The sequence below is a fragment of the Corynebacterium belfantii genome, from assembly GCF_041898185.1.
GTDB classification, from domain to species: domain Bacteria; phylum Actinomycetota; class Actinomycetes; order Mycobacteriales; family Mycobacteriaceae; genus Corynebacterium; species Corynebacterium belfantii.
Genome location: NZ_CP157823.1, coordinates 192,893 through 209,787 on the forward strand (window position 1 = coordinate 192,893; position 16,895 = coordinate 209,787).

Sequence of the window (16,895 nt, forward strand, 5' to 3'; positions counted from 1 at the left end):
GGTACCTTTCGAATCAACTCTTACCTATCCTCGAAAGGAAGTAAACCCGCGATGGCCACTAACCCTCATCATATCGACCCGACCGAGAGTGTCCGATTGTTTGTGTGCGGGGGGCTTGGTTTACAAGTAGTCCGCGAATCGGTCGGGGTAAGCCACGGCTAGTTGGTTGATGGCTTGTTTCCACCCGGTGGCTTTCGCTCCTTCAATATAGCCGTTGCATTCGATGGCGCGCTTGGCTTTCTTCGCTCGCTGGGCAGCGCGCTTGTCCTCGATGTTGCAGATCATCAGCCACAGCGTTTTCAGCGCCGCGGTATCGTTCGGGAACTGGCCGCGGTTGCGGGTGGCTTTCCGCAGCTCAGCATTCAGCGATTCGATCGAATTCGTGGTGTAGAGTACCCGCCGTGCCGCAGGCGGGAACTGCAAAAATGGCACAAACCGGTCCCAGGCGTCGCGCCAGACTTTGACCGATTGCGGGTATTTACGGCCCAGTTCACTGGCCTCGAATGCGTCCAGGGCGGCGCGGGCGGTGTCCTCGGTCGGTGCGGTGTAGACCTCCCGTAGCGCACTTGATACGGGTTTGCGGTCTTGGTAGGACACCCACCTGTTGGCCGCCCGGATCAGGTGCACGATACAGGTCTGCACCATGGAATTCGGCCAGGTTGCCTCCACGGCTTCCGGCAGGCCTTTGAGCCCGTCGCAGCAGACGATGAACACGTCTTGGACCCCACGGTTGGCAAGGTCAGCGCACACGGATGCCCAAAAACTGGCGCCTTCATTGTCTGCGATCCACAATCCCAGGATGTGCTTGATGCCGTCCATGTCGACGCCTACCGCCATGTAGCAAGACTTGTTGACCACGCGGTGGCCATCGCGGATCTTCACTCGCAGCGCGTCGAGGAAGATCACTGGGTAGAACTCGTCGAGCTGGCGGTTTTGCCAGATCATGACCTCTTCTAACACCGCGTCGGTAATGGTGCTGATCGTATCTGGGCTCATATCCACCCCGAGGGTGGTGGCGAGGTGGTGGCAAATATCGCGCACGGTCATCCCACCGGCGTACAGGGAGATGATCATGTCATCAAGCTCCGTCAGACGGCGGGTGCCTTTAGGCAGCATCCGCGGCGTAAACGTGCCAGCTCGATCCCGGGGCATAGTCACATCAAAGGTGCCGTAGCCAGAGTTGACGGTTTTGGTGTACGACCCGTTGCGGTGATTGCCACCATCCGGGGTGCCCAGCTGGGCTTTCGCCGTACGATCAGAGTGCGCGTATCCTAGATGCGCGTCCATTTCAGCCTGCAGACCAGCGTTGATCGATGCCTGCAAAAGACCTTTGACCAGGTCGCTGGCATCATCGGTGGAAGTCGACAACTCGCCGATCAGTTCGGCGATTTCCGGATTTTCCATCAGCTTAGCGCTGATCTCGTTGACCCTGTTCGGGTCATGACCTTTCCTCGGTGATACGGTAGTCATTATCAGTGAAACTCCTTCTGGATCAGAGCCTCACACACAAAACACCTGACACCCTCACCCGACCGCGTATCTGGAAGAATTGCTCACTCAGGCCTCCCCAGACTTGATGCGCCAGATGCTCACAGACTTCATCAACCAGATCCTTTCGGCCCAGGCTGACAGTGTTTGCGGCACTGACTACGCCACGGTATCTCCCCAACGGACTAATACCCGCAATGGCTACCGCCACCGCGACCTTGATACTCGCGTCGGCACCATTGATATCGCTGTACCCAAATGACGTACCGGATCTTTCTTCCCAGACTGGTTATTGCAACGACGAACCCTAGCCGAACGAGCACTAACAACCGTAATAGCCACCTGCTATGTAAAGGGCGTATCCACCCGCAGGATGAACGATCTCGTCGCCAGTTTAGGAATCAATAATTTATCGAAATCGCAGGTATCTGACATGGCAAAAGACCTTGACGAGATGGTCGAAGACTTCCGCACCCGACCACTTGATACCGGCCCCTACCTATATGTCTCGTGTGATGCGTTGACCATGAAAGTCCGTGAAAGCGGACGAGTCGTTAAAACCTCTGTGCTGCTAGCTACCGGGGTTAATGCCGAAGGTTACCGGGAGTTATTGGGCATGCAGATTGCACCATCTGAGTCTGTGGCCTCGTGGACCAGGTTCTTTAGGGATCTTCAAGCCCGCGGACTTGATGAAGTCTATCTTGTCACCAGTGACGCCCATCTAGGTATCCAACATGCAATTAGTGAGATATTACCGAATGCGTCCTGGCAACGGTGCCGAACGCACTTCGCCAAGAACCTCTCTGGCATGGTGCCCAAAACGCAGTGGCCGACCCTATCGGCGATGTTTCATACGATATTCCAAACCAGACTCGGAATCGGTGTGGTCCCAAGCCCGTGAGGTCGTAGCATTTTGTGAAGAGAAATTCCCCTGCGTTGCTAGCTACCTGGAAGAAGCTTTGGATGAGCTGTTGGCGTTTACTAACGCCCCGAAATCAGTGTGGAAGAAAGTCTGGTCGAATAACCCCTACTGAACGACTTAACCGTGAAATCCGCTGGTGCACAGATGTCGTAGGTATTTTTCCTAATCGTGACGCTGTCGTGCGCCTTGTTGGCGCGATACTAGCTGAACAACATGATGACTGGATTCAGCAAAACTGCTACATGTCACTAACCAGTCTGGCACACACCAAGGCGATGATCACCGCCAACGTCATCGACGCTGACACCACCAAGGAGGTCGCGTGAATCAATTAGAGCACTGGGTACGTGCTGGCCCCTGATACCATCGCACTGCATGCTTTATCGAAAGGTAGAAACACCACTCAAACAGACTTGACCTTGTGGAAACACAATCTCCTAGTGGCTATAGTCTTTTAGCGCAGCCGATTAAGATTACGATCGGAATCATTGAAGGTAATCGCCTCGGTATTACGTCATTGGAAGATGCTTCAGGCTTAGTGGATTATGTCAATCCAAGTAATCAACAACCGCATATTCTCTTAACGGTCGCAGATGTTAAGAACGGAACGCTTCCTAAAACAGGCGGTTATGGTGTTGCTCCGTGGGTAGTGGTCGGTACTGCGTTGATTATTCTGGCAATTTTGATAAATACGCGACGCAAAAACCGAAGCTCTCACAAGGTATAGAGTTTTTAACTCTAGGAGTATAAGAAAAATAGGAAATGAGATTTCTGCATATTCTTTGCTGCTTGAAGTGTCCTAGGTTTTGGTCCGTCTGGGAAGATGGCAAAATCTGGGACACACCAAGGAAATCTGATCAAGATGCCGGAGTTGTTATTGCTCTTTATACCCCTGATAACCAGCGGCTACCGATGCCAACATCTAAGGTACTTCCCCTCCTAAAACACCTCGATCCGTGCCCCCAACCCTTCAGCCTGCTTGAGCTGGGCAATCCAACCATCTGTACCAGGATGGAAACGAAAAACGGGTCGATTGGAAATCTTGGTAGGGCCAACAGACTCAGAAGCATTACCCCCAGAACGTGCTTCGAAGCGCACACGGGAGCGATAGCCGGCGTCGATAAGCTCCTCAAGGTTGGGGTGTGCCTCCGTGAGGTGCGCGCGAGCGTCGTTAAGCAATATGAGTGCCTCATCAAGAGCCCCGAGCAAGGCTTGGGAGTTCGTCTCACACATCGCCCGCACCAGCGATGGGGCAGAACCCGCCACTCTCGTCGAATCGCGGAAACTACCCGCCGCCAACGAAAGCGCTAGCGCGCCACCATTATCGCCCACAATCGCCAAGGCCTCCGCAAACACATGCGGCAAATGCGAAATACGAGCCACCGCCGCATCATGGGCCTCCACGCGCGCAGGAATCACCTCCGCACCCACCGTGCCCGCCATATTCACCACATCAGTCCACAAACTCACCCACTGGGCATCCGCCTCCGAGGCATAGTCATACGTGACTACCCACGGGGCACGTACAAACAACTCAGGGTACGATGCCTCCCAACCACTATTCGCCGTCCCCGCCATCGGATGACCCCCCACATAACGTCCCTGCAAACCACGGGACTTTACAAGGTCATACACCGCCCCCTTCACACTCACCACATCCGTAAACCCACAACTCGGCGCATGCTCCTGCAACGCATCCAACAACGACGCAATCGCAGGCATCGGCGTAGCCAACACAATCAACGCGTTATCCGCCTCAGCACGCTCCAAAGTCTGCACAAGATCAGAACACACATCAAAGCCCTCCTTCGCCGCAGTACGCGCAGCAGAAGGCGAACGATTAAAACCAAACGCCGGAACACCTTTGTGCCGCAATGCGCGCAGCAGCGAACCCCCGATCAAACCGAGGCCAAGGACACAGACAGGACGAGAAACTTCATTGATGGTCACCTGACAAGTCTTACATACCCGACTACGGTTATGCGGTATGAAGTCTAATTTTGCTGTGACGGTAGCCCGCGTCAACGCGACATGGCAAGTACGCGCCTTCAACGACGATTACTCCTCGCTGAAGCGCTCCATTGACGCCGTACGAACACTCAGGGCCGAAGGTGCAGCATTTGCCATGCTCAGCATAGAAGACGACTACTTCGTGCTCGTCCGCCCCACACCCCAAGGCGTAAAACTCCTCATCTCCGACGCCACCGCCGCCACCGAAGACGACTTCGCCGCCGACATCCTCGACGAACTCGACGCCGACCAACCCGACCCCGAAGACACTCCCTATGCGGAGGGAGACTTCGACATCCTCGCCGACCTCGGCCTCAGCGAACAAGTCATGAGCATCATCACCGACGAAACCGACTGGTGGGCCTCCGAACAACTCCAACGCATCGCCGAAGAACTCGGATTCGACGACGAACTCGAACAAGCCCTATGACACTGCCCCCGCAGCACAGCGTGGTACGAGCCGAAGCCATGATGCGCGAAGCCATCACCCTCGCACGTACCACACCGCCTGCCGACATCCCCGTCGGAGCCATCATCTACGGCCCCGACGGCACCATCCTCGGCCGCGGCACCAACCGCCGCGAAACCGACCACAACCCCCTCGGCCACGCCGAAATCATGGCCATCACCCAAGCCTGCACCCAGCGTGGCGACGGCTGGCGCCTTACCGACTGCACCCTCGCAGTCACCCTCGAACCCTGCACCATGTGCGCCGGAGCCCTCGTCGGCTCCCGAATCGGACACATCGTCTTTGGAGCCTACGAACCCAAAACCGGCGCCTGCGGCTCCGCCTTCGACGTAGTCCGCGACCCCGCCGTCCTCCACACCGTGCAAGTCCGCGGCGGCATCCTCGAAACCGAATGCGCCGCGCTCATGACAAACTTCTTCGAAGGACTGCGCACCGAAGTGTGAGCGAGGCTGGTTTGCTTTGCTGACGCGCTATTCGCTATTCTGGTTCGCGGTAGCGTGTCCGAGCGGCCGAAGGTGTTCGCCTCGAAAGCGAATGTTGGGTAACCCCCAACCGCGGGTTCAAATCCCGCCGCTACCGCCAAGCGCAAATCCCCAGTTCTTGATTGAGCTGGGGTTTGCTGTTGCTTAGGGGCGGACTGGGTTGGGCTACGGGCCAAGTGAGTAGTTCGTGCCAAAACTTTTTGGCTTCCGCAGCGTTTCCGCAGGTCGGAGATATTAGAAACGGTTTAATTTGGCACGAACTACTCATTCCGCCTCGAAACCAGCCGAAACACCCCGAAACGCCTACACCATCCCCCAGATCGTGGCGCCGAGGACGATGAGTCCCATGATGGATACGAAGTAGTTGGTGGGCCGGCCTCGGAATTGGGCGAATGCGTCTACTTTGTGGACCACGATCATGAGGAGGAGGTAGGTGATAAAGGTGAAGAAGATGCCTCCAACCAAGGTGATCATGTTGAGGATGGAGGGGTTGAATACGCCGACGAGGGAGGTGGTGATGAAGATGAAGAGGTATTGGGTGCCTTCGATGGTGCCGGTGACGTTGGCAAAGTAGGAGAGGACGGGGAGGATGTGTTCGTGTGCTGCTTTCATGCCGTCGGTTCCCATGGCGAGTGCGGAGGACCAGACGAAGAACATGGTGAAGGCGGTGAGCAGGATGGTGGTGTTGTGGATGACTTTTTCGGTGTGTTTGTCGGTTGTTTCGCCGTAGTGTTTTTGCATGCTGAGGCAAAATTGGGAGAGTGCTGCGTCGTAGCTGAAGGCGAAGACGAGGACGGGGAAAACGGTGAACCAGTAGATGGCTGTGAGGATGATGCCTGTGCGGCGGCCGAAGAAGTCGGTGAGTACGACGAGGACATCTTCGCCGATGAGTGGGGAGTGGCGCATCATCCAGGAGAAGGCGCGGTGCGCTAGGTAGGTCATGGGGCCGATGAGGATGATGGGCAGGAAGAGGATGCCGGCGCCTACTGCTGTGCCGAAGAGTGCGATGGTTCACTTGGTGTTCATGCTCTGGTTTGCGGCCATGGGCTGCTCCTCATAAGTCAATAGGATGACAGAAATTTGGTGTACGGCGTTAAATCCTAATCAAGGTCTACACTGGAAGACTATTTCTCGTTCCCTTGTGGTTTAAGGAGATCATCGTCGTGGCCGCTTTTTTGTACCGTGTTGGCGCGTGGTCGTTTCGGGCCAAGTGGTTTGTGATTGTCACGTGGCTTGTTGTGCTTGCGGCTGTGGGTGGTGCAGCGGCTGTGTTCCAGGCGGGGTTTAATGATCTGTTTACGATCAATAACACTCCGGCGAAGACGGCGACGGAGATTTATTTGGAAAACTTCCCTGAGCAGCGCAATCCGTTGAAGAGTACGGGTGTGAATGTGGTGTTTAAGGCGCCGGAGGGGCATACGCTGGCTGAGCCGGAGAACAAGGCTGCCGTGGATAGTGTGGTGCAGGCGATCCAAGATAATCTTGAGGGCCTGACTAATACGCAGCGTTTTGGTAATCCTGTGGATTTGAATCCGAAGTTGCAGCAGGGTGTTGTGGACTTGTTGACGCAGCGTGGTGTGCCGGAGGAAAACGCGCGTGCCGACGCAGCCAACTTGAGCCTGCTTACCCCCGATGAGACGATCGGGTACACCACCTTCGATATTGATGTGCCTATGCCTGCGGACGTCAGCGATGAGCAACGCCAGGCGATCACCGATGCCATGAACTTGGGCCGCGAGAAGGGCCTGACCGTTGAGGCTGGTGGCGCTGGCTTTGGTGATCCGATCGTGATTGAAGAAACTTCAGAGATCATCGGTGTGGCCATCGCGGCGATCATTTTGATCTTCACATTTGGTTCCCTAGTGGCCGCTGGTCTTCCACTGCTCATTGCTGTTATCGGCGTGGGCATTGGTTCGCTATCGATCACGCTGGCTACGGCATGGGTATCGCTGAACAACGTCACCCCAGTGCTGGCGGTGATGTTGGGCCTTGCGGTGGGTATCGACTACTCACTGTTTATCATGTTCCGCTACCGTCGCGAGCTGCTGCACATGGACAAGGAGCAAGCCGCTGGCATGGCGGTGGGCACTGCGGGATCTGCGGTGGTGTTCGCGGGCCTTACGGTGATCATCGCGCTGGTGGCCTTGGCGGTGGCTAATATTCCGTTCCTCACCTACATGGGCCTTGCTGCGGCGTTCACGGTGTTCATTGCGGTGCTGATCGCGCTAACGATGGTGCCGGCGCTATTGGGGGCGTTAGGGGATAAGGCCTTTGCGGTGCGGTTGCGCCGGAAGCGGCGGACGTCGCCAGCTCGCACGTTGGGGCGCAAGTGGGTGGAGTTGGTGCACCGCGCGTCGGGTGTGGTGATTGCGGTGAGCGTCGTAACGCTGGGTGCGTTGACGCTGCCCGCGCTGCAACTGCACTTGTCGTTGCCCTCCGATACGCAGGCGAATTATAGTTCTACGCAGCGCAAACAGGCTGAGATCATGGCGGAGGGTTTTGGTCCTGGTATCAATTCGCCGTTTTTGGTGGTGGCGGATGCGCATTCGGTGGATGAGAACGCGGAGATCTTGGAGCCGCTGATCCGCGCGCAGAATCCGGCGCCTGGGGAGCGTAAGCAGGCGGCGGCGAATGCGGCGTATCAGTACATTATTCAGAAGTATTCGGTTACTCCGGATGTGAAGCATGTGCAGATTGTGGGATTGTCGGAGGACGGCTTGGCGGCGCAGTTGTTGCTTACGCCGGAGTCGTCGCCAGAAGATGATGTGACCAAGCAGCTTATCGACGCCCTTCTGATCAAACAGGGCGAGGTGAACAACGCGACCGGTATTCGTTCCGGTATTACGGGCCTGATCCCTGTACAGCAGGATGTGACCAACCGTCTGGCGGGCGTGATGCCACTGTACCTTGGCATTGTGGTGGGCCTTGCGGTGTTGTTGCTGATGATCGTGTTCCGCAGCATTTGGGTGCCGGTGGTCGCCGGCGTGGGCTTCTTGCTCTCTGTGGGCGCGGCGTTCGGCGTGACTGTGCTGTTTTGGCAAGAGGGCCTGTGGGGGCTTGTGGACACTCCCAGCCCGATCATTGCGTTTATGCCGATCTTCCTTATTGGCGTGTGCTTTGGCCTTGCTATGGACTATCAGGTGTTCTTGGTATCCGCGATGCGGGAGCGTTTCGTGCATGGGCGTATCGACGCCACCAGCCGCTACAACGCCATCGAAGAATCGATCGTGGAGGGCTTCGCCTCTAGCGTCCGTGTGGTCACAGCTGCTGCGTTGATCATGATTGCGGTGTTTGTGGCCTTCATTGGCCAGCCGATCCCGTTTATTAAAATCTTCGGTTTTGCCTTGGGCGCTGGGGTACTTTTCGACGCCTTCTTTATCCGCATGGCGTTCGTTCCGGCAGCAATGTTCCTCCTTGGGCGGCAAACGTGGTACATGCCACATTGGCTGGATAAAGTGCTGCCACGTCTCGATGTGGAGGGCACATCGCTGGAGCGTTAACCGAGATCGCAGGCGCTGTGGTATGGCCGGTTTCGACTACACAACCAATACTCAAAGGGTGCCGCGGCTTGATCGTCGTTCCTAAAACCCGTAGCATCGGATTCATCAGCACCCCAACGCCTCTCAACGTATGCGCCTCTTGGGGACCTTTCTTTTTAGGTAACCCATGTCACGTGTCCCATTTTTACTCCCTGAGCAGCAAGATCTTTTCCTCGTCACAAGTGGAATGATTGAGGAGACCCCTCTAACACCCGCAGAGGCTGAATGGCTACATTCGATAAATTTTCATTTCTTAATGGGCTATGCCCGCCATTATCGCAATCTTGTGGACGAAGGGCTCTACTCTGCCCCTAAACGTTTTTGCGTCATAAAAGACCTGATCGATACCGCGGCAAGGTCTGCGGCCTTTCTTACGCCTTGGATACGGCGCGCAGAATGGCACCTTCGAGCGCTTACCGTCAAACACTACTGCGCGGAACAGTTACATGGCGAAGGTTACCTGGATCACTCCAAATGGTCCTCCAATGAGTCTCTGAGCCAACAAAATCCGATTTGGAATCCTTAAAGACATTCACCGCCATGGTGACCGTACGTAACGGAACACTTCAAGAAACGTGGAGAACTATTGGGGATTGAGGTCCCCCGATGGTGCACAAAAAGGAACTAGGAAGACTGGTTAGCTTTAGTGGCTCTTCCGGTTTTAGAGTGCATTGATTAGTTCGCCGGGGGTTCGGGCGCGGCACTACGCAGAGTAGGACGTTTTCCACAACCATGACTTGGCTAGGATTGGCTGGGATTGGTGGGCGTTGGTGGGCGTTGGTGGGCGCGCCACCCCCGCTCACCCCCGAAAAAGACGGCACTTCACACCAAATCTGCCCAAACGACCGGTTTTCTTGCGATTTGGTGTGAAGCCCTGAGAAAAATCCTTCGAAATACCCCCGTTTAGAGGCTCTTCCGGTTTTAGAGTGCACTGATTGTGTGTCGCATGTTGACGGCGTGGATCAGGCACCACAAAATGTAGTGGTCGAAGTAGACGAAGATGTCCTTGCAGCACTTGTTCATGATCCTACCCAACTGCGCGATCTCAGCGATCCTAGCGTCTTTCATACCAACAAACGTGTCAATGAGCGTGCTCATGGTTTTGTTGGCTGCTTGCTTGTTGGTAGTAGGTCCAGGTCTGTTGTAGCGGCGCATAGTCGTCGTCGAAGTCAAACAGTTCCTCAATCCGCCCGTAGAACCTGCGGACCGAGAATAGGATGAGCAAGATACAGAAGATCACAAGAGCTCTGTGGCTATGAAGCGTAGCGCAACCACGCCGGCGGAGGCGTAATACAAGGCTCAAACCGCAACCACCAACTACAGCTTGTTCGTCATGGCGATCATCGGCAGTTTCGCCCAAAGTGCCTGTCCACGTGCAACAAGCTAGAATTTCACCCTATGACTGACACGACTTTTGAGCTTCGCACCGAGCTGGACAACGCGCCGGGCCGCCACGGCCGAACTGGTGTAATCCATACCCCTCATGGAGACATCAACACGCCAGCGTTCATCCCTGTGGCCACCAAGGCAACGGTGAAAACCCTCACCCCGCAGCAAATTCGTGACACCGGCGCCCAGGCGATCCTCTCCAACGCCTACCACCTTTACCTGCAGCCAGGCCCCGACATTGTCGACGAGGCCGGTGGTGTGTCCTCATTCGAAAACTGGCATGGCCCCACCTACACCGACTCTGGTGGATTCCAGGTGATGAGCCTTGGTGTTGGTTTTAGAAAAGTTCTTGCTATGGACACCGCGGGGCTTGTAGAAGGCGACATCCGCGCGCCTAAAAAAGACCGCTACGCGCAGGTCGATGAAGACGGCGTGGACTTCCGCAGCGTTATCGACGGCTCCCGTCACCGCTTCACCCCAGAAGTCAGCATGCAAATCCAGCACCGGCTGGGCGCCGACATCATCTTTGCTTTCGACGAACTGACCACTCTAGTGGATACCCGCCAGTACCAAGAAAGCTCCGTCGAACGCACCCACCGCTGGGCACGACGCTGCCTCATCGAACACGACCGCCTCACCCGCGAACGCGAAGGAAAACCACTGCAATCCCTGTGGGGCGTTGTCCAAGGCGCCCAGTATGAGGATCTGCGCCGACAAGCGATTCGTGGCCTGCTTGACCTCGACAAAGAGGCAGAAGATAACGGACGACGCGGCTTCGGTGGCTTCGGCATCGGTGGCGCATTAGAAAAGGAAAACCTAGGAACCATCGTAGGCTGGGTCTGCGACGAAATCCCGCAGCACAAACCACGCCACCTGCTAGGAATCAGCGAGCCAGACGACCTCTTCACCGCCATCGAAGCAGGTGCCGACACCTTCGACTGCGTTGCCCCCACCCGTCTCGGCCGCCGCGGCGGCGTGTACACCCTTGACGGGCGCGTGAACCTTACCGCAGCCCGCTTCAAACGCGACTTCCGCCAAGTAGACGAGGAGTTCGGCGGCCCTATCGCCGAGTACTCCCGCGCCTACATTCACCACCTGTTCAAGGCCAAGGAATTCCTCGGTGGAACATTGTGCACAATGCATAACGTGGCCTTTATGATCCAGCTGGTAGACAACATTCGCAGCGCTATCAACAACGGCGACTTTAAAGCCTACCGCGATGAATTCCTCGGCCGCTACTACGCAAGCAAAGGAGGCCCAGCAGCAGCTGGGCGCTCCGGAGGGATGATCTACGGGGTTTAGCGCATAAGCATGGGTACTTTTCAGGGAGCAGGGCGCTATGCGCCGAGTCCAAGCGGGGATCTTCACTTTGGCAACGTGCGCACCGCTGTGTTGGCGTGGCTGTTTGCCCGCCACACTGGTCGTCGCTTCCTTATCCGTGTAGAAGACGTGGACACGCAGCGTTCGTCCATGGAATCTGCCGCCCGTCAGCTGGAGGACCTGCATGCGCTGGGCATGGATTGGGACGCCGCCCCTACCTATCAGCACAACAACTTTGACCGTTATGAGCAGGCGTTACGCAGCCTTCCATATTATGAGTGTTACTGCTCGCGTAGGGACATTCAAGAGGCCTCCCGCGCGCCGCACACCATCCCGGGCCAGTACCCCGGCACGTGCCGAAATTTAACTGAGGTGCAGCGGGAGGAGCGTCGTCAAGCATTGGCCAAGCAGGGGAGGGTCCCGGCGCTGCGTTTGCGTGCCGACGTTCCCACGTGGCACGTCCGTGACTACTATGCGGGGGACGTGCTGGGCGACGTGGACGACATGATCCTGCGCCGCGGCGGCCAACAGCCTGACTGGGCGTACAACCTTGCCGTTGTGGTCGACGATGCCGCCGACGGTATCGATCAAGTGGTTCGCGGCAACGACCTGCTGACCTCTGCACCGCGTCAGGCCTACCTTGCGCACCTACTCGGCGTGCCGGCTCCGACCTATGTGCATGTGCCGCTGGTGCTCAACGCGGCGGGGCAGCGCCTAGCCAAGCGCGATGGTGCCGTGACCATGCGCGAGATGCCCGACGTTCTGCCGCGCGTGGCTGAGTCTTTGGGGCTAAGCGCCCACACTCTGCCTGGCATGCTCGAACAATTCGATCCCGATAGGCTCTCGCAACAACCGTGGATTTTTGCATTCCATAAGGAGGTATAAGTCTCATATAAGTGTGGAATATGCGTGCATACACATACATTAGAGGGGTCTTTTATTTTGTAACCAAGGAGAAAATCCGATGGAAGATTGGGTTCCCACCCTTAGTGCTGGCCCCTTATTGGGGATCGCCGCCGCTGCGATTGCACTCATTTTGGTCCTCGTCATTGTGTTCAAGCTCCACGCTTTCCTCACACTGATCATCGTTTCCGCAGCTACCGGCCTCGCCGCCGGCATCCCACTGGAGGGCATCGTGCCCACCATGACCAAAGGCTTCGGGAGTACACTCGCCTCAGTTGCCCTCCTCGTCGGCCTCGGAGCAATGCTCGGCCGGCTTGTCGAGACCTCCGGCGGGGCAAAAAGCCTCGCAGAAACCCTTGTCGCCCGCTTCGGTGAACAACGCGCCCCCTTCGCCCTCGGCGTAGCCTCCCTGCTGATGGGTTTCCCCATCTTTTTCGACGCCGGCCTGATCGTCATGCTGCCTGTCATCTTCGCCGTGGCACGCCGACTCAACGGCCCCGTCCTGGCCTACGGCATCCCCGCCGCCGGCGCGTTCTCCGTCATGCACATCTACCTGCCACCGCACCCAGGCCCAATCTCAGCCGCAGAATTCTACAGCGCAGACATCGGCCTCGTCATGCTCCTTGGCCTAATCATCGCGATCCCTACCTGGCTGATCTCCGGCCTCTGGCTCGGTAAAACTCTCGGCCGCCGCTATCCACTGCCAGTTCCCGACATCCTAGCCGGTGGCCCCCAAGCAGCCGACGTGAAAAACCCCGCTACACCAGGGCTTATCGTTTCCCTCTTGCTGCTTCCTATGCTCCTTATCTTCGGCAACACCGGCATGGGCCTTGCCACCTCCGCAGGCTGGGTAGACAAGAGCTCGAGCCTCGTGCGCGCTCTACAATTCGTGGGCAACACCCCCATTGCTTTGCTGATCTCCACCTCGTGGCGCTGTACTTCCTCGGTATTCGCCGCGGTCAGCCCAAAGCTGACCTAGAAAAGCTTCTCGACGGCGCCCTTGGCCCCATCTGCTCCGTCGTATTGATCACCGGTGCCGGCGGCATGTTCGGTGGTGTACTGCGCACCTCCGGCATCGGCGACGCCCTTGCCGACTCCATGTCCGACCTCGGCGTCCCCGTCATCCTCGGCTGCTGGCTCGTCGCCGCCATCCTGCGCCTCGCCCAAGGCTCGGCCACCGTGGCACTAACCACCGCCGCAGCACTGATGGCACCCGCCGTCGCTGCCGGCGGCTACAGCGAATTCCAAATCGCACTCATGGTGCTGGCCTCCGCAGCCGGCTCCGTTTTCGCAGGTCACGTCAACGACTCTGGCTTCTGGCTCGTCGGCCGCCTCATGGGTATGGACGTTGCCACGACCCTGCGCACCTGGACACTCAACCAGGCGTTCGTCGGAGCCGTGGGCTTTGCCTTTGTCCTCGTCTTCTACGGAGTCAGCTTTGCATTCTAACTACGCTCGCTGAGCCACCTAGCTGCGGCATCAGCAATCTGAGCAGGGGAGTCGGCCACATCAAAAACGTGGCCGACTTCGTCATTTTCCAAAGGCTGCAACGTAGCAAACTGCGAATCCAACAATGACGCCGGCATAAAATGTCCCTCGCGATGATTCAAACGCTCCAACAGCACCTCGCGGGAACCATGCACGTGCACAAACACCATCTGAGGGCATTCCCGACGTAACACATCACGGTAGCTTCGCTTCAACGCACTACAACCAATCACACCCCCAGCCGGCTGAGCCGCCAACCATTCGCCCACCTGCGCCAACCACGGCCAGCGGTCGTCGTCGTTAAGCGGAATACCACTCGCCATCTTCTCAATATTGGCCTGCGAATGAAGATCATCACCATCGCGATACTCTACCCCCAACCGCTCAGCCAACAACGTGCCCACCGTTGTTTTACCCGACCCAGATACACCCATCACAACAACCTTTACAGTCGTGTTCACAGCGCAACGATCACCTTTCCAGACACCTGAGAATCAGCAGCGGTATCAAACGCCTCAACCACATCATCCACAGCAAACTCGTGAGTGATCACCGTATCAAAAAGCGGATCACGCAACATCTCCACCGCACGATCCACCTCATCACGGAACCGGAACGTACCCCGCAACTGAACCTCCTTAGCCACCAACGGAGCCACATTCACCCCCACCTCCACATTCGGCAACATCCCCACCTGCACCACAACGCCACGACGACGCACCACACGAAGCGCATCACTCGTCGCCACCGCAACACCTGCGCACTCCAACACCACATCAAACGACTCATCATCCAAACGAACCGCACGCGTATTTACACGCGTCAAACCCGCATGCGCACGCTCCAGTGGGCCATCCACCACATCCGACAACGTCACCGACGCAGCCCCCTCACGAAGCGCAGCCAACGCAGCCAACTGACCAATCGGACCAGCACCCGACACCAAAACATCCTTGCCAGCCACACCGCCCGCAATATTAATTGCGTGCAATCCAACACTTAACGGCTCCGCCAGCGCGGCACGACGCAAAGGCACCCCATCCGGCAACACCCGAACCTGATCCTTGCGTACCAACAAAAACTCCTGCATAGCACCCTGAGTATGCGGCCACGTCGACGCACTACCCAAGTACGCGCCACCAGGCCACAAATGCGGATGCTCCTCCAAACCCGCACAACACTGCCCAAACGTCGCCGGATGCACCGTCACCGCAGTACCATCCTCCAACGTCCCCGACATCTCATGGCCCGGCACCAACGGCTCACGCACCTCAAAAGCACCCACCGCACCATCCTGGTAATAATACAGATCAGAGCCACAAATACCCACATAAGCCACCCGAATCAACACCTCATCCGGACCCACAACAGGAGTCGGAAGATCCGCAGTAGCCAACAAACCCTTACCCGAAATCACAGCAGCTCGCATGCCTACACCACCGCCGTCATTCCGCCGTCGACAGCCAAATTCTGCCCCGTCACAAACGACGACGCCTCACTCGCCAAGAACAACAACGGGCCCACCAACTCACGAGGATCACCCCACCGGCCCGCCGGAGTGCGCTTACACACCCACCCCGAAAACTCCTCATCCGCCACCAACGCAGCATTCATATCCGTATCAAAATACCCAGGCGACAACGTATTCACCTGCACATTAAACGGCGACAACTCCGCAGCCAGCCCCTGCGCAAACATCGCCACACCACCCTTAGTTGCACAATACGGAGCAATCGTCGCACGCCCCAACCGCGACTGCACTGACCCCACCATCACAATCTTTCCCCGGCCAGCAGGCTTCATTGCCGACGCCACCGGCCGCGTCACATGAAACACTCCAGACAAATTCACGCCAACAATGTCATTCCAATCCTGATCCTCAAAAACCTCAATCGGATTCCGACGCTGAATCCCCGCATTATTCACCAAAATATCAGGGGCACCAAAGCGCTCAATCACCTCAGACACCGCCGCCTCCGTCGCAACAGCATCACGAACATCGCACGCCATGAAACCACAAGCGCCCAACTCCGCCGCCGCAGCTTCCGCACGCTGCGTATCCGAACCATGAACCACAACCCTAGCGCCAGCCTCAATCAGGCCCTGTGCCAGTACTCGGCCAAGGCCACGTGTCGAACCCGTGACCAGCGCTAACTTATCCACCACACCAAAATTAGTCATTTCTAAAGTATATGTGGGGCGGGGGAATGCTGTGGTGTGAGATCGGTCCGGACTTGCCTGCTTGTATCCGCCTCCTCGAACTCGAGAACACGAAAACCCAAGGACGGCATTTCGGCGCGAAAATCGCGTCCTGCGGTTTTTGTATTCGTGAGTTCGAGGAGGCGGAAAACATCTGCGAAAATGTGCGCGGAAACCACAGCAACCGAGCAACCGCAGCGCATCCAAACCCCAGAAAACAAAAACAACCGGCGTTCTCGGTAGAGAACACCGGTTGGTGTTTGCGGAGGATGTGGGATTTGAACCCACGAGGGTCGTGAAACCCGCACGCGTTCCAGGCGTGTGACATAGGCCGCTAGTCGAATCCTCCAGCGTATGCACGGTCATGCCGTGTTACTCCGCAAACAATACACACGCTTCAGTGGATCAAGCAAATCCGCAGGAAGATGGGGAGTGGGTGGTGGTGGAATTGCTCCGCGGCGGGGGGATCCGTTAGGCTAGAGGTAGGACTTCGCATGGCGCGTATCCCATGAACTCCCCCAGGGCAGGAATGCAGCAAGGGTCAGTGGGCTCTAGCGGGTGTGCGGAGTCCCCTTTATATTTTTGGGGGTGTCCGGGTGGTTTGGGGGTACTCATTGAGCGGTCCCTTGTCTAAAGTCGTTGGGGTATGAGGTGGGCGTCGTTAAGCGGTGCCCACGGGACCACGG

General features: G+C 57.1%; 15 protein-coding genes, 2 tRNA genes, 1 other RNA gene and 2 pseudogenes. 11 read left to right on the forward strand and 9 right to left on the reverse strand.

Going from position 1 to position 16,895, the window contains the following annotated elements; translation table 11 throughout:
* Nucleotides 1-120: 120 nt before the first annotated feature.
* Entirely contained in the window at nt 121-1,470 is a 1,350-nt protein-coding gene (locus tag ABMV07_RS01090) for an IS256-like element IS1132 family transposase (protein ID WP_374063848.1), read from the reverse strand.
* A gap of 106 nt (nt 1,471-1,576) precedes the next feature.
* Here ABMV07_RS01090 and ABMV07_RS01095 point away from each other — a divergent pair.
* Together ABMV07_RS01095 and ABMV07_RS01100 are read left to right on the forward strand one after the other, a co-directional pair.
* A pseudogene (locus ABMV07_RS01095) lies at nt 1,577-2,736 on the forward strand (IS256 family transposase).
* A gap of 95 nt (nt 2,737-2,831) precedes the next feature.
* A complete protein-coding gene (locus ABMV07_RS01100) occupies nt 2,832-3,137 on the forward strand; it encodes an LPXTG cell wall anchor domain-containing protein (protein ID WP_229254964.1) in 306 nt (101 codons plus the stop codon).
* 212 nt (nt 3,138-3,349) lie between these two features.
* On the opposite strand, the gene ABMV07_RS01105 is transcribed toward ABMV07_RS01100, so the two are convergent.
* Nucleotides 3,350-4,360, reverse strand: a complete 1,011-nt coding sequence (locus tag ABMV07_RS01105; protein WP_088266462.1) for a prephenate dehydrogenase — start codon at nt 4,358-4,360, stop codon at nt 3,350-3,352.
* Nucleotides 4,361-4,397: 37 nt separating this feature from the next.
* Between ABMV07_RS01105 and ABMV07_RS01110 the strand changes: the two genes are divergently transcribed.
* From ABMV07_RS01110 to ABMV07_RS01120, 3 genes are all read left to right on the forward strand, one after another.
* Complete coding sequence (locus tag ABMV07_RS01110) at nt 4,398-4,850, forward strand: tRNA adenosine deaminase-associated protein (protein ID WP_088266461.1); 453 nt, start codon at nt 4,398-4,400, stop codon at nt 4,848-4,850.
* Nucleotides 4,847-5,332 (forward strand): nucleoside deaminase, encoded by a 486-nt coding sequence (locus ABMV07_RS01115; protein WP_196977907.1) that lies wholly within the window; start codon nt 4,847-4,849, stop codon nt 5,330-5,332. Before ABMV07_RS01110 ends, ABMV07_RS01115 begins: the two co-directional genes overlap by 4 nt.
* Before the next feature lie 48 nt (nt 5,333-5,380).
* Nucleotides 5,381-5,471, forward strand: a tRNA-Ser gene (locus ABMV07_RS01120).
* A gap of 203 nt (nt 5,472-5,674) precedes the next feature.
* Here ABMV07_RS01120 and ABMV07_RS01125 read toward each other — a convergent pair.
* Nucleotides 5,675-6,313: a hypothetical protein gene (locus ABMV07_RS01125; protein ID WP_234914476.1), complete on the reverse strand. Its 639-nt coding sequence runs from the start codon at nt 6,311-6,313 to the stop codon at nt 5,675-5,677.
* A 221-nt stretch (nt 6,314-6,534) separates the two neighbouring features.
* On the opposite strand from ABMV07_RS01125, the gene ABMV07_RS01130 reads away from it, so the two are divergent.
* A complete protein-coding gene (locus ABMV07_RS01130; RefSeq protein ID WP_197689644.1) occupies nt 6,535-8,871 on the forward strand; it encodes an MMPL family transporter in 2,337 nt (778 codons plus the stop codon).
* A gap of 166 nt (nt 8,872-9,037) precedes the next feature.
* Nucleotides 9,038-9,436, forward strand: a complete 399-nt coding sequence (locus tag ABMV07_RS01135) for an Abi family protein (RefSeq protein ID WP_197691070.1) — start codon at nt 9,038-9,040, stop codon at nt 9,434-9,436.
* A 395-nt stretch (nt 9,437-9,831) separates the two neighbouring features.
* Here ABMV07_RS01135 and ABMV07_RS01140 read toward each other — a convergent pair whose 3' ends face one another.
* Together ABMV07_RS01140 and ABMV07_RS01145 are read right to left on the reverse strand one after the other, a co-directional pair.
* Nucleotides 9,832-10,008 carry a hypothetical protein gene (locus ABMV07_RS01140; RefSeq protein WP_374064813.1) on the reverse strand — a complete coding sequence of 59 codons (177 nt, stop codon included), beginning with the start codon at nt 10,006-10,008 and terminating at the stop codon, nt 9,832-9,834.
* Nucleotides 9,992-10,270, reverse strand: a complete 279-nt coding sequence (locus ABMV07_RS01145; RefSeq protein ID WP_374064814.1) for a hypothetical protein — start codon at nt 10,268-10,270, stop codon at nt 9,992-9,994. The genes ABMV07_RS01140 and ABMV07_RS01145 overlap by 17 nt, the downstream gene beginning before the upstream one ends.
* Nucleotides 10,271-10,308: 38 nt before the next feature.
* Between ABMV07_RS01145 and tgt the strand changes: the two genes are divergently transcribed.
* The 3 genes and pseudogenes from tgt (at nt 10,309) to ABMV07_RS01160 (ending at nt 13,971) form a co-directional block, all read left to right on the forward strand.
* Entirely contained in the window at nt 10,309-11,601 is a 1,293-nt protein-coding gene (gene tgt, locus ABMV07_RS01150) for a tRNA guanosine(34) transglycosylase Tgt (protein WP_374064815.1), read from the forward strand.
* Nucleotides 11,602-11,610: 9 nt separating this feature from the next.
* Nucleotides 11,611-12,504 carry a tRNA glutamyl-Q(34) synthetase GluQRS gene (gene gluQRS / locus ABMV07_RS01155; RefSeq protein ID WP_196977890.1) on the forward strand — a complete coding sequence of 298 codons (894 nt, stop codon included), beginning with the start codon at nt 11,611-11,613 and terminating at the stop codon, nt 12,502-12,504.
* A gap of 79 nt (nt 12,505-12,583) precedes the next feature.
* Nucleotides 12,584-13,971 (forward strand): annotated as a pseudogene (locus tag ABMV07_RS01160) (GntP family permease).
* Here ABMV07_RS01160 and ABMV07_RS01165 read toward each other — a convergent pair.
* From ABMV07_RS01165 to ABMV07_RS01180, 4 genes are all read right to left on the reverse strand, one after another.
* Nucleotides 13,968-14,471: a gluconokinase gene (locus ABMV07_RS01165; RefSeq protein ID WP_088267300.1), complete on the reverse strand. Its 504-nt coding sequence runs from the start codon at nt 14,469-14,471 to the stop codon at nt 13,968-13,970. The pseudogene ABMV07_RS01160 and the gene ABMV07_RS01165 sit on opposite strands and share 4 nt — an antisense overlap.
* Nucleotides 14,468-15,439, reverse strand: a complete 972-nt coding sequence (locus ABMV07_RS01170; protein WP_374064816.1) for an alcohol dehydrogenase catalytic domain-containing protein — start codon at nt 15,437-15,439, stop codon at nt 14,468-14,470. The genes ABMV07_RS01165 and ABMV07_RS01170 overlap by 4 nt, the downstream gene beginning before the upstream one ends.
* A gap of 2 nt (nt 15,440-15,441) precedes the next feature.
* Complete coding sequence (locus ABMV07_RS01175) at nt 15,442-16,191, reverse strand: SDR family oxidoreductase (protein WP_197692089.1); 750 nt, start codon at nt 16,189-16,191, stop codon at nt 15,442-15,444.
* 281 nt (nt 16,192-16,472) lie between these two features.
* Nucleotides 16,473-16,558: transfer RNA gene (locus ABMV07_RS01180), tRNA-Ser, on the reverse strand.
* Between the two features lie 132 nt (nt 16,559-16,690).
* On the opposite strand from ABMV07_RS01180, the gene ffs reads away from it, so the two are divergent.
* Nucleotides 16,691-16,787, forward strand: an RNA gene (ffs, locus tag ABMV07_RS01185) — signal recognition particle sRNA small type.
* The last annotated feature ends 108 nt before the right edge of the window (nt 16,788-16,895 follow it).